The organism is Microcoleus sp. AT8-B5 (assembly GCF_036705565.1).
GTDB lineage: Bacteria > Cyanobacteriota > Cyanobacteriia > Cyanobacteriales > Microcoleaceae > Microcoleus.
Genome location: NZ_JAUBUY010000009.1, coordinates 62,985 through 76,134, shown reverse-complemented (window position 1 = coordinate 76,134; position 13,150 = coordinate 62,985). Strand labels below are relative to the sequence as shown.

The 13,150-nt window shown below is 46.4% G+C and carries 12 protein-coding genes; 6 read left to right on the top strand and 6 right to left on the bottom strand.

Annotation, left to right across the window (positions count from 1 at the left end; genetic code table 11):
• Window positions 1–69: 69 nt before the first annotated feature.
• A complete protein-coding gene (locus tag QUB39_RS08660; RefSeq protein ID WP_333232092.1) occupies window positions 70–717 on the bottom strand; it encodes a YHS domain-containing (seleno)protein in 648 nt (215 codons plus the stop codon).
• Between the two features lie 407 nt (window positions 718–1,124).
• On the opposite strand from QUB39_RS08660, the gene QUB39_RS08655 reads away from it, so the two are divergent.
• The 3 genes from QUB39_RS08655 to QUB39_RS08645 all read left to right on the top strand — a co-directional run bounded on the left by QUB39_RS08655 (window position 1,125) and on the right by QUB39_RS08645 (window position 4,071).
• Window positions 1,125–1,736: a cupin gene (locus QUB39_RS08655; RefSeq protein ID WP_333056107.1), complete on the top strand. Its 612-nt coding sequence runs from the start codon at window positions 1,125–1,127 to the stop codon at window positions 1,734–1,736.
• 203 nt (window positions 1,737–1,939) lie between these two features.
• Window positions 1,940–3,394: a HAMP domain-containing sensor histidine kinase gene (locus QUB39_RS08650; protein ID WP_333209512.1), complete on the top strand. Its 1,455-nt coding sequence runs from the start codon at window positions 1,940–1,942 to the stop codon at window positions 3,392–3,394.
• The gene (locus QUB39_RS08645) at window positions 3,391–4,071 is read left to right on the top strand and encodes a response regulator transcription factor (RefSeq protein WP_333056104.1); all 681 of its coding nucleotides are present in this window, start codon (window positions 3,391–3,393) and stop codon (window positions 4,069–4,071) included. Before QUB39_RS08650 ends, QUB39_RS08645 begins: the two co-directional genes overlap by 4 nt.
• Window positions 4,072–4,164: 93 nt before the next feature.
• Here the strand turns inward: QUB39_RS08645 and QUB39_RS08640 are convergent, their stop codons facing one another.
• Complete coding sequence (locus QUB39_RS08640; protein WP_333056103.1) at window positions 4,165–4,584, bottom strand: DUF6335 family protein; 420 nt, start codon at window positions 4,582–4,584, stop codon at window positions 4,165–4,167.
• A 238-nt stretch (window positions 4,585–4,822) separates the two neighbouring features.
• The gene (locus QUB39_RS08635; RefSeq protein ID WP_333056102.1) at window positions 4,823–5,029 is read right to left on the bottom strand and encodes a hypothetical protein; all 207 of its coding nucleotides are present in this window, start codon (window positions 5,027–5,029) and stop codon (window positions 4,823–4,825) included.
• A 165-nt stretch (window positions 5,030–5,194) separates the two neighbouring features.
• Between QUB39_RS08635 and QUB39_RS08630 the strand changes: the two genes are divergently transcribed.
• Window positions 5,195–5,608 carry a peptide chain release factor 1 gene (locus QUB39_RS08630; RefSeq protein WP_333056101.1) on the top strand — a complete coding sequence of 138 codons (414 nt, stop codon included), beginning with the start codon at window positions 5,195–5,197 and terminating at the stop codon, window positions 5,606–5,608.
• Between the two features lie 248 nt (window positions 5,609–5,856).
• On the opposite strand, the gene QUB39_RS08625 is transcribed toward QUB39_RS08630, so the two are convergent.
• From QUB39_RS08625 to infC, 3 genes are all read right to left on the bottom strand, one after another.
• Window positions 5,857–6,333 (bottom strand): Crp/Fnr family transcriptional regulator, encoded by a 477-nt coding sequence (locus QUB39_RS08625; RefSeq protein ID WP_190660410.1) that lies wholly within the window; start codon window positions 6,331–6,333, stop codon window positions 5,857–5,859.
• Between the two features lie 121 nt (window positions 6,334–6,454).
• Window positions 6,455–9,502: a HEAT repeat domain-containing protein gene (locus QUB39_RS08620; protein WP_333209509.1), complete on the bottom strand. Its 3,048-nt coding sequence runs from the start codon at window positions 9,500–9,502 to the stop codon at window positions 6,455–6,457.
• Window positions 9,503–9,609: 107 nt separating this feature from the next.
• On the bottom strand, window positions 9,610–10,146 hold the full coding sequence (gene infC / locus QUB39_RS08615) for a translation initiation factor IF-3 (RefSeq protein ID WP_006635262.1): 537 nt from the start codon (window positions 10,144–10,146) through the stop codon (window positions 9,610–9,612).
• Between the two features lie 417 nt (window positions 10,147–10,563).
• On the opposite strand from infC, the gene QUB39_RS08610 reads away from it, so the two are divergent.
• Entirely contained in the window at window positions 10,564–11,586 is a 1,023-nt protein-coding gene (locus QUB39_RS08610) for an alpha/beta fold hydrolase (protein ID WP_333056099.1), read from the top strand.
• 255 nt (window positions 11,587–11,841) lie between these two features.
• Window positions 11,842–13,119 (top strand): RNA-guided endonuclease IscB, encoded by a 1,278-nt coding sequence (gene iscB / locus QUB39_RS08605; RefSeq protein ID WP_333209507.1) that lies wholly within the window; start codon window positions 11,842–11,844, stop codon window positions 13,117–13,119.
• The last annotated feature ends 31 nt before the right edge of the window (window positions 13,120–13,150 follow it).

Below are 13,150 nucleotides of genomic sequence, written 5' to 3'. Positions count from 1 at the left end.
CGCCCGTCCAAAACGGACGGACGGGACGCCCATCCCACAAACTTGTGGAAGTTATTTAATTCTCATTCCTTAGCGGAACAGTTCTTTGTTATTCAGAATAGCAGGCCAATTTTTGTTTCCTGAAGCAATGTGACCAGGAATATCCCCCATCCACTGTGCTTGTACTTTCTTGTCGTAGTTGAGATAAAGCTTCCCATTAACGATTTTCCAGGCGTCAGGCTGAGTGACAACAAGATGCCCTTCACTGGTTCCCTGGGCGCAATATCCACCGTATTGAGGAGCATACTTTTCAGGATTTTTAGCAAACATATCACGGTTTGCTGCATTAGCAAACATCCAAGTTGTTCCACCCCAATTATGTTTAAATTGGCTAACTCCCATAACTAATTTGCTTTGGGTGAAATAGGCTACAACATCCTGACCATCAAGAGCCACACCTTTTTCGGTGTAAAATTCAGGATGAACGGTTGCTGTGCTGCTTTTGCCCGCACAAGGATTGGCTTTACCCGCACAAGGATTGGCTTTACCCGCACAAGGATTGGCTTTACCAGCACAAGGATTGGCTTTACCCGCACAAGGATTGGATTGTGCAACCTTGGATGAAACCGTTGTAGAGTTTGAGTTTGTTGATGCCTTGAAGTTGCCGTAGCTAACATTAGTTGTTACCAAACCGAGAATGGCGGCAATGGCGATCGTAGTAATGTATTTTACTTTCATGTGTCTAATTTCCAGATAAATTGTTAGTAATTCCACGCCAGATGTTTGCTTGAGAGTTCTTGCTCTCTGGGAATTATGCTGGCTTGTTGTTGTCCTCAAGCTTTGAGGTTATTTACATTAATGCTCAAGAAAATGAGTGCTAGATGAGGAAGAGATGGATGAGAGATAAAACTCTGAATACTTTATACGTCCCTTTATTCAGCAAAAATTCATCGGGAAATTAGGAACGCATCATCTAGTTACCCGGAATTTCTTATAGAGTGGAGATTAACCCTGACTATCCTTAAGAGTCCTTGATACACTCTTGGCTTAGCAACCGGGTTTCTTGCTAGATATCTGGTTTCTCAACCCAAGATTGCTGATGAGAAACTTAGTAGTGCAGTAATTTAATCGCGAGTTGAGAAATTATGACAGGAAAAGACTGGTTAGTGACTGATGATGGACAGTGCAGTATTTTTGAGGCTACAAGTCAAATTGAAGATTTGACTCATCCCTACCGACTTTACCGCTTTTTAACTGACTTGGAAGATGTATTAGAGCAAATTAGTGATGATTATTTACGACTCCAGGCAATTTGTCCCCTTGTCCGCAGGTTGTTAGATAGTTCTTCCTGGTTTCAAATTGCTCTCCTTGAGCCTGACTCTGAGACAGGCTGGGCCGTACAAACACTGTATGATGAACCATTTTTTCCTCTGACGGTGCAGTTGGTGGCTTGGGCTCCGGGTGCTGTTTCTCCGATTCACAATCATGCCAGTTGGGGACTGGTGGCGCTACTTGATGGACAGGAGAAAAATACTTTTTGGCAGCGATCGCCAACTCGCAAGTTTCCCGATAAAATCACAACAGTGGGCGATATTTTGCTTGCCCCTGGTGACGTTTTGTGCTTAATGCCAGATGCGATTCATCATGTGGAAGCACTGGGAGATCAACCAACCATTAGTTTTAATCTTTATGGTGTAACAGATTACGATCGACGATTTGAGTTTAACCAGATTAAAGGTACTGCGGAAAACTTTTAAGGGTGCATTCTAATGATTTTTTGGAGCTATAGTCCTAGACGCAATCATACCAAATAAACCGGGTTTTTTAGCGAATCTCCTGGCTATAACGAAGGATTTTCGTAAAAAAACCCGGTTTCTGACTGTACAGTGCGTCCAGGAACAATCTAGTTGGAATTTTTCCTAATTTTAATGCTTAAGTCTCCTCGCTACCTGACGATATAATGAAGCTCATTCCCCAATTTATAGTCGCTATCAACCCTCTCACTGGCAAGCGAATTTCCACCTCTTCGCTTCAGTTTCGCCTGACACTGGAATTGCTGGTACTCTCGATTATAGGACTTAGCAGTGTGGCATTTTGGGCCGGCTGGCAAAGGTCGCAAAATTTAGTCGGTGCCCATAAAAAAACCCTGGAATACATTGGAATACGCTTTCCCGAACAGGTTGAGCTTTATAGTGAAATGGGTTCACTAGAAATTGGCTTAACCCGAAGCGTCCATAAAGCTTCCACAGGAGGAATTATGGTGTGGGTGAAGCGAAATGATGGGATGCTTTTGGTGAATTCACCTGATATGGATCTGCAATCTTCTAAGATTACGAAGATGATCTCGTTGACCGAAGTACCTGCTGAGCCTACTTTTGTTCAGGTGGGCGATCGCTACTTGGTGATCTGTAGCAGAACTCTGAGGATTAAAAATGAGTTACTGGGTACGGTATATTTCTCTCAAGATATCACTGATGAGCAACGTCAATTAAATGATGGGATTCGCAGTCTAATTGTTGTCAGTGTTGTGGTAATCTTAGTGTTAATGTTGGCCATCGCCAGTCGCATTCGTCATGCTCTCCATCCTTTGGAACATATGAGTCAGGTAGCTAGCACTTTGTCTGCTGATAATTTGCAGGCGGCAAAACTCCAACTGCATCAGGCTCCTGATGAGATTTTAGGACTAGCACAAACCTTTAATGAGATGTTGTTTCGCTTATCTGGTTCCTGGGAGCAACAACGCCAATTTGTCGGTAATGTTTCCCACGAATTACGCACTCCTCTGACGGTTGTAGTTGGTTATTTACAAAGTTTGCTGCGACGCAGCACTAACTTAAGTGACTATCAGCAACAAGCACTGGAAACAGCCGTTGGGGAAACTGAACGCACGATTCGGATGTTAGAAGATTTGCTGGATTTGGCAAGGGCTGATAGTGGCAACTTGCACTTTCGTTTGAATCCGGTGATGCTGAATACTCTGGTGGCTGAGGTTGCCCAGATGAGTCAAAAAGTTAGCAATCGAAAAATTATTTTGGTGTCAAATGATGAGGATGTTGTAGCCTGTGCGGATCAGGATCGTTTACAACAGGTGTTAATTAACTTAGTCGATAATGCAATCAAGTATTCTGCTCCCGAACAACCAGTTGAGTTAGTATTAGAAAAGAGGGAACAGCAGGTGATGATTCATGTGGGCGATCGCGGAATTGGTATTTCTCTCCCCCATCAAAACCGGATTTTTGAGCGATTTTACCGGGTGGATGAGTCAATGACGCGCTCTAGAGACGGTACAGGGCTGGGATTGGCGATCGCCAAAAGCCTGATCGAAGGCATGGAAGGACGTATTACGCTCCGATCTAAACCGGGAGAAGGTAGTATTTTTACTATCACCTTACCTGTCTGGAATCCGCAGCTATGAGCGATCGCATACTCCTTGTTGAAGATGACCCTAAACTGGCAAAGTTCATCGAATCTGAACTTAGTCTTGAAGGATATCACGTCACTGTCGCCCCAAACGGATTGGATGGATTAACGATCGCTCGTGATGCTCAAGCGGATTTATTAATTTTAGATTGGATGCTTCCCGGCATCTCTGGATTAGACATCTGTTTAAGGTTGCGATCGACTGGTGTTCAAGTACCAATAATTATGCTGACAGCAAAAGATGAAGTACCCGATCGCGTGACGGGATTAAATGCTGGAGCCGATGATTATGTTACTAAGCCTTTCAGTATGGAAGAACTCCTCGCGAGAGTTAAAGCACGTCTGCGCCGATCTCAAGCAAATGACCCGGATAATTTACAATTTGAAGACCTAATATTGAACGGTTTAACCCGTGAAGTTTATCGAGGCAGTCAACTAATTGAACTCACTGCCAAAGAGTTTGATTTGTTAGAATTTATGCTGCAAAATTCCCGTCAAGTCATTACCCGTGACCGAATTTTAGAAAAAGTTTGGGGTTACGATTTTATGGGAGAGTCAAACATTATTGAAGTGTATATCCGTGCGTTACGGATTAAATTAGAAGCAAGTAACTCAAAACGCCTGCTGCATACGGTTCGGGGAGTTGGATATGTGTTGCGAGAGCAAAAGTGAGGAGGGGCGGATTTACAAATACTTCGGATATGAAGTATGGATACTGGTGAACCCGCTCCTATTATACTATCTATTTTTTTGTAAAAAATCGACCTAGAAATCCGGTCGTTCCTGATAATCTTCCGCAGAACTCGGGTCTAATTCCCACCGGCTTTCATCTCGATGTTCCAGCATATCTGTTGTGTGCAAAATAGCCCCATCCGGCATCTCTATGCCCGCAGCGGCTCCGAGTTCATCAACCATATCCAGGTCTGGAGTAGGCGCGGTTCCGCCCACAGATTGCTCGCCCGTGGCACTTTCTTGTTCCGCAGCCGGATCGCCGTCCTCGCCGCCGATTTGGGAAGTGGAAGAGTATTCCGAACTGCTGTCCTGCAGAGTTGTTATGTCGTCTTGGCTCACTCCCGGTTGATCGATGACGCCTGTACCGTAAGATTCGGTAATTTCTTGAGGCAATTCGCCCAAATTATCACCATCTCTTGTTGTTTTTGCGTTGCGTTCCTTTTGCTGTGCCACGAGACTTGCTCCTGTTTGTTTTTGAACTCAATTAAATTAAAAATGTCCGAATTTCGCTTGAGCTGAATTATTTTTAGTAATTGCCAATGGCTATCATTAAATGACATTGTAATTGCTATTTAAGCTTTTAGCTTCTATCCCAGGAAATATATTGATTCTGAGCAGCTATTTCATTGGGAATACAAAAAGCGATCGCCCGTTTGATAAGGGCGATCGCTTTTTAATGGGGATGTTAATTCTATTCGGGAAAATCAGGAATTACCCATTTGGGGGGTTCCGTCCGTTTCCTTCTCACCGCTTCCTCTGCTATTTCTAGCATTTTATCCAGAGAAGTATTTTCAATAAAGTTGGACGTTGCTTCTGCGTATTCCCGCTTCGGGCACTTGTCGCCCAGAATGCAGCCATTGACGCAAGCTACAGCACAATCGACAGTGTTCTCCACCATAACTTTTTTCCTTTCGCGGTTCCAACAATTAATAGGCAGGTACTCTGGGTGAATTTGTCAAGAGACTGCTCTATATCTTTATTTTACTTCACAAATTGTCATCAAAGGTCGATCGCCAGGGCAAAACTGTTATAAAATCAAAGCAACCTACCTAATCTGCCGATCGTGAACAATTTTCTGCGGCGCTTAAAACTTTTACCTTGGCGAGAAATGCTGCAAATTTCCGCCCTCGTCAACTCAATCGTGATTGGAGTGGAGCTATTTTTAGCCTGGGGTTTCACGCAATCGCGGCCAATCCGCAACGTCGTGACGCTTCTTTACGGCTCCTCCCTCGGGACATTGATACCTTTCGTTGCTGCACTGGGAATGGGAGCTTTAGCAGTGTACTTTTTAGAGTATTGGCAACAACAATTTTTGCTCAACCGAATTAGTTTGTGGGTTTTAGTTTTCTGCGTGCTCTTGGGTTTGGTGTTAAAGTCATTCCTACCCATCCCTCCTTTATTAGCAAGTTTATCGGAAGCTGCACTCATCGGAGTTACGGTGGGAGTTTTTTGGAAGGGCCGACCTTATTGGCGATAGTCATGCCATTTTAGATTTTAGTTTTTAGATTTTAGTTTTTAGATTTTAGTTTTTAGATTTTAGATTGGCTATGACTGATGAATATTCGGGTTTGGGGGTTGTCTATAGTTACATTTTTTTTGTAAATATAGTATGAGGTGCAAATAGCGGACACTAGCCAGAAAAATTGTGCGCTATTGGCACCTTACAGAAGATAAATTGTGCAGAATTACCGATCGACTAAAAACACAATTCTCAATTCCCCAATTTCATCGCATTTCAGGAACTCTCACAGTCTCTGTAGGAGGCATCATCGCTTCTTTAGCATTCAACTTTTGATTCAACTCCCGAATCCGGCGCGACAGCAAGCGAATAATATTCACCGCAATTCCCGGCGTTTCATCAATCGCATCGTATAGCTGCATTTGAGTCAGCATCAAACACTCGGATTGTTCGAGAGTAGAAATAGAAGCCGATCGAGGTTCTGCATCAAACAGCGACATTTCCCCGAAACAAGCCCCCGCTTTCAACTGTGCCAAATCCCGATCGCCTATATGCACCCGCACCGTTCCCGATACCAAAATATAGAGAGATCGACCTTCTTGTCCTTCCGTAAAAATCCTGTGCTTAGAAGGAAATGAAAGTTCATCCATTACCGATGCTAGACGCACGAGAAAATCATCCCGCAGTTCCTTAAAAATCGGAACCTCCCTCACAAACAATAGGCGTTCGACGCTTGTTAACATAATGAGATGCAATGATTAATTTAAACTTAAACAAAGGAAGAGGAAGAGGCATTGGGCATTGGGCATTGGGCATTGGGCATAGTTTCTTTTTGTTCCCTCATCCCTCTTCCTTCTTCCTTCTTTACCTTTTCCCCCCAGCACCCAACTCTGCCATCATTTCTTCAACTTGAGCGGATACCAAATTATCGGGGTCATTTTGCAGCCTGGGCAACAATTCGACCAAAGCCCGCGGCGAGGCTATTTTCAAATAGGCTAACACTGCTTCGCGGACAAAACCCGTCGGGTGCTGCAGACAGACAAGAGTTTGTTGAGCCGTAAGACTCCAGCGCGCTTGTCTCGCCAAGTGAAAGCAGCAGGCCAAGGCCCAATCGGAAAGGAAGTGGCGCAATTCTAGCAAGCGGCGCAAACGATCGCTAGGCGCTAGAGGTTTGTAAACCATCAATTCCGAGAGGTTGCTCAATTTTTCTCTTTCCGAGTGTTGGTCTAACAAATTGATGAGCGATCGCTTCCTAGCTATATCCACAGTATTATCGAGAATTTCCAATCCCCTCGCAACCAAAGAAGGTTGGCCAGAAGCGATGTTGAAAGCAGCGGCTTGTACCGTGTCCAGCGGATAAAGAAACTTCATCAGCAAAAAACACCGCTCCCTAGCATCAGCTTCCAATCCCGCCAGAGCCCGCTGCAACAATTGAGCCGTATCGTTCCCAGGTGCTCCGGTGCTGTTGGCTTCCCGATCCGAGAAATTGCCGTAGGTTGTTACCCCAGAAAAATCTACTAGAGCTGCATAAATTTGACCGATAAACATTAACTCCTGTTCGATAAGAGTTTCCAAGCCGCTACGGCCGATGCGGTCTAGAACCCCTTCTATCCCCGCTTCCGAAGGCATTTTCAACAGGATGCGGAGGATATTGCGCCTCGTCGTTCCCCAAGCCGTCATCAAATTGCTCACCAAAATGTCGATCGCCTCATTTGTCCCAATTTGACCCAGAGCCGTCCAAGCTTGCAACCTGACCAAATCCGACTTGTGGATATCCTCAGCCAAATAAACGAGCAAAGGAATGGCATCGTTGTGAAGTTTGACTATAGCCTGCAAAGCCGCTTCCCTAGTCGATTTGTAACCAAGTCCGCGCAACAGCGAAGGATAATATTCTTCCGAATGAGTAGACGAAATCACGTCTAACAGAGCGCAGCGCACTCGCAGAGATTCATCTTGCAACAGATTGGGGATATGCAGCCGCAGTCCTTGCAAATAATCAGCTTCTCCCAGAGCCCGCGTCCCCATAACACGTTCCCGCTCTTGTTTGTGCGTCAGCATTTGGCGCAGCGTATTAGTAGCCTCTGCCTTTTGCAGGCGATCGCCCCTTCTCATAATTAAAGCAGCAGCAGTCCCCCGCACCACCGGATCGACCGTCGGCTGCAAGTAAGGCCGCAAGCTCTCAATATTCGGTTCAGCTTCCGTCAGCCAGATGTAGCGCAAAGCCAAGGCCAGAACCTCCGGCGGCAAGGATTGCTGCGAGAGTGCGCGGACTGATTCTAAATAGGCGGGGTTCGGGTGTTGCAGCATCGTTTCCAAGCTCTGGCGCTGCAAACCAGGGGACAGCGAATCGAGGAGGGGAGCCAGAACTTCTCCGACATTTTTGGGGTCAATTTGCGTCAGGAGTTCTATGCAAGAGCGCTTTTCATCTTCGCCCCCCGGCTTTTGTAGAGTTTCCACCACTGCGCGCTTGAGAGCTTTGAGGTCAACGTCTGTGACGCCCAAGCGCCCCCGCTCCGCACTTTTGACCAACAAACCCACGTATTGAGAGCGGATCAACCATACGACAAACACCCACAACAGTGCCAATATGACGATCACGCCAATAAATATCAAGCTTTGCTGGTCGTGAAATACATTTTCGTCTTGCTGGGGGAGTATCTTGCCTGTCACCCACAGCATAATCAGGATGCCTACTCCTGTAGCTCCGCAGGACAAAGGTTCGCCCACACCGTTGACCAGAGTTTGAATGCCCGATCGAATATTGTCGGGAATCGGTTGAAATAAAACCGGGCTAACGGTTTCCAACAGGGTGTAGTGCAGCAGTTCGTCTAAAAATCTCAGCAATATTAGCCCGATGAACACAGATACTAGCTGGCCGAGCGATGCTCCTAGGGTCAGCACCCCGAGTATAGCGATACCCGCCGGCAAAATCATCGCCGTCACGAATACACCGATTCTTTCCACCAACCGGCTCGAAGCGAACCATTGAGTCGCCACTTGAAACAGGCCTTGTATGCCTTCATAAATGCCCAGGAAGCTAGCGATCCAGCTAGCTCCGTCCCCCGGGTTTTGGTATTCTAGCTGGCTGTAGAATTGGAAATCTACCAGCACGTAGACGACTTCTGCGAGGATGAAAAAACTGACTAGAGGTACGGCGTATTTTTGAAGTGGGCCTGTAACTTTGCGGGCGGTAAATTCTTCTTGGTCGTCGTCTTCATCATCATCATCCGTCCAGTGAGCCGTTTCCGGGAATGCTTGGCTGTATTTTTCCGTGAGGTAGTACAGCAACACCGAGCCGATCGCCACCATCAACCCCGATATGAGGGTAACGTTTTTGAGTCCGACTACGTACAGCAAAACAGGCAGAGAAAATCCGCTGACTACTCCCGCTACTAGATAGCCACTACTGACTAGCGGATAGGTGCGCTTGATTTCTCTAATATTAAACAGTTGGTTGGAAGTGATAGAAGTATTAAGGTCGTTGAGGACATAGCAAGCTTCTACCCACAGCCACATCAAAAAAATAGTAATAAAAGCGATGCTGACGCCAGCTATCTTAGTATTTTCGTAGCCGATCCCGAATCGAAATAAAAATAGCGGTATCGACATCATTGCCAGAACAACCACTACGGTGCGCCTTAGCGGCAGGATTTTTTGCAGCCACGAGTAGACAAATCCCAAGCCAGAACCGATAAACGCGCTGGCTATATAAATCCAGGGCATTTTGTCTGCACCAAATTCATCTAGAAAAAGACCTACTGTGCTGAGTTCCAGCCAGATCAGCCCGACGGAGGTTAGAGTGTAGACGAGGAACATCAGTACGGTTCGCTCTACTTCTTCCGATCGCAGGTTGAGCGATCGCAGCACTCCTTGTCTTACTCCCGCCGAACCGCTGATTTGAAAATTTTCCATGCAGCGTTGATTTCCCTGTGTGGTAGCTTATTCCTGACTAACTTCCGAAGTCATCAGCTATCAGTCACCAGTTTATGACTGATGACTGCTCACTAATGACTATCTATTTATACTTTCTTTGGCGACAGCAGCATCATCATACTGCGTCCTTCTTTTTTGGGGGCTTGCTGCACTTCTGCGATTTCCTGCAAATCTGTGGCCATGCGCTTAAGCAAGTCCTCTGCTAGGTTGCTGTGTTGGATTTCCCGACCTCTGAACATGATCGTGGCTTTTACTTTGTCCCCAGATTTGATAAAGCGGTCTGCTAGTTTGAGGCGCACTTGGTAGTCGTGTTCTTCAATTTTGTAGCGCATCTTCACTTCTTTAACATCGGCAGTGTGCTGCTTCCGCTTTGCTTCTCGCGCTTTCTTTTCCTGCTCGAATTTGTACTTCCCATAGTCCATTACCCGGCATACGGGCGGGTCAGCTTTGTCGCTGACAAGTACGAGATCGAGTTCTTTTTCTTCGGCGAGGCGCAGCGCTTCTGCAGGTGTCAATATCCCTAGTTGCGCGCCGTCGGTATCGATTACCCGGATTTTGGGGTATCGAATATTTTCGTTGATCTGGGGTAGGTTGCGATTTTGTCTTCTTTCAATCACAGGCATGAATGGTTTTACAAGCAGTAGTTTAATAGCGAAGCTTCTTGATAGTTACAGGTTTGAGCGGTCAATTTTTCACGATTGACGATCGAACTGTTTTATAAGGTGTTACCCTTACCGGACGTACTACCGCGCCCTGTGCCCCCTCCGCTAAAGCCTTGGGGAATATTTGGACGATCGTAAATGAATTCTTACAATACTTGCTATTCTACTCAGTCTGGCTGAGTTTCTGCCTAGTTTTATTTTAACTTCACACACGATCGCCCGCTCCCAGGCCCGATCGATGACAAAACCGTCAAAAATTCAGGGTAAAAGTTGAAGGATGAGGTACAACCGCTTTTGCTAGCCCATCTCCCCCGGTCTGGCAACTCCCCCAAGTCGCCTGATTTGCCTTGTAGAATAGGTATAACCAAGTGTAAATTTATGTTGCGAGCTGAGGCAAAATTGACAAATTCTCTGCTGTGGCACCAACGGGTGGGAACTCAACGAGACTGGATGTGGCGGGGCTGGCAAACTCGCTACACTTATTTGCGGCCCGATAGGGTACGAAATCAAGGCGCGCTGGAATTTCAAGATTCTGGGGCCAAACCAATGGCCCCGCGCGCATCGGGAACGCCGATTATTTTACTGCACGGGTTTGGAGCTTCGATCGGACACTGGCGACAAAATCTCGCCCAACTCGCCGAAAACCAAACGGTTTACGCCTTGGATTTGTTAGGGTTTGGCGCTTCCCAAAAAGCTCCGATCGACTACTCTGTCTCTTTGTGGGTCGATCAAGTTTATGATTTTTGGCTAACTTTTATCAGAGAGCCAGTAATATTGGCAGGAAACTCGATCGGCTCACTAATTTGTCTGGCCGTAGCGGCGGCTCACCCGGACATGGTGGCCGGCACGGTGATGATTAGCCTCCCAGACCCCTCTGTGCGAGCCGAGGCGGTGCCTGGATGGCTGCTTCCGGCGATCGAAACGGTTGAAAGTTTGTTTGTTTCTCCGATCGTACTCAGGCCTCTGTTTTATTTTGCCCGCAAGCCTTCCTTTGTCCGTCGCTGGGTTGGCTTTGCCTACTCCAACCCCGAAGCTGTCACCGACGAATTAGTTGAAATTCTAGCAGGGCCAGCGGGCGATCGGGGAGCAGCCCGCGCCTTCTGCGCTTTATTTAAAGCTGTAGGGAGTACACAATTTTGCCCCAGTGTCAAGATTGTGATGCGAAATTTAACAATCCCCATGCTGTTAATTTGGGGCAAACAAGACCGGATGATTCCCCCTCGGTTCGCCCGACCCCACCAATTTGTCGAATGCAACCCCAATTATTTAGAGCTAGTTGAATTAGACAATGCGGGCCACTGTCCCCAGGATGAATGCCCGGAACAAGTAAATCAAGCCATTTTGAACTGGATGAGCCGGAATTTTGCACCTATGGGCGAGAGCGAATTGCAGCACTGTTGATTAGACGTCAACTACCGCACACCAACCCGAAGGGTCTGGTGTGGGCTTGAAAAAGCCTGTTGACCAGACGGCTAGTTCTTGACTAGCAGGCGTTAAGACCAAGCGTTAAACTTCGTACCTTGAAATGCGTGCCAGTTTCAAGCTCTACAACCGAGCAATTAAACAGGTGATTAAGGGAAAGCCAGTGTTGCTCAGATAGTACCGAGTCTTAACATCGTCGAGGCAAACTTAACCAAGAAATTGAGTGATGCAGTAATGCGTACATTTGTCCTAGATAAAAACTTGAAACCTCTTGACCCATGCCACCGGGCACGGGCAAGAGAACTATTGAAAAAAGGGAGGGCTAAGGTTTTTAAACGCTATCCGTTTACCATTGTTTTACAGGATAGGATTCTCGAAGATTCGGTAACTCACTGTCACCGAATCAAAATTGACCCAGGTAGTAAAACTACGGGTATTGCCGTGGTTCAAGAGCAAACAGGTCGCGTCACGAACGCATTAGAAATTGCTCACCGAGGGCAACAAATTAAAGATACTCTCGAATCTCGCAGCTCGCTCAGAAGATGGCGTCGCAACAGAAAGACCCGTTACCGCCAACCCCGTTTTTTAAACAGAACCCGTAAAACAGGATGGTTGCCACCATCTCTTGATAGCCGTGTTGCCAATATTGAAACCTGGGTTAGGCGAATCAGAAAGGTCTGTCCCGTTACCGCCATTTCTCAAGAATTGGTGCGTTTCGATTTACAACAGTTCCAGAATCCTGAAATTTCTGGAATCGAATATCAAAGGGGCGAATTATTCGGTTTTGAAATTAAGGAATATTTACTGCAAAAATGGAATAGGAAGTGCGCTTATTGCGGTGCGACAAATGTTCCTTTCGAGGTTGAGCATATTCTCGCCAAGTCTAAGGGAGGAAGTAATCGGGTCAGCAATCTGTGTCTTAGTTGCCATTCCTGCAACCAAGCCAAGGGAAGTAAACCCGTTGAAGAATTTCTCAAGAAAAAACTTGAAATCCTTCAGCGGATACTAGCCCAAGCCAAGACACCTCTACTGGATGCAGCAGCCGTCAATGCTACTCGTTGGGAGCTATACAGAAGACTACAGTTAACCGGACTGCCCGTGGAATTGGGTTCAGGGGGACGAACAAAATTCAACCGCCAAACCAGGGGAATAGAAAAACAGCATTGGACTGATGCAGCTTGTGTCGGGGAATCAACTCCCGAAAGACTACTGCTAAATAGCGTGAAACCTTTGCTAATTAAGGCTAAGGGACACGGAAGAAGACAGCGCTGCGGAACCGACAGATTTGGGTTCCCCATTCGTCATGCACCGGCGCAAAAGTTATTCATGGGTTTTCAAACTGGGGACTTGGTGAAAGCTAACGTCCTCACTGGAAAATATGCAGGAAGCTACACAGGCAGAATTGCAATTCGGTTTAGACCAAGTTTTAAGCTAACCGCAAGAGACAAATGTTTTGACGTGCATCCAAAACATCTGACAACTATTCATAAGGCTGATGGCTATGAATATTAGTCCTAAAAACAAGGATGCCCTGTCGGGCAAC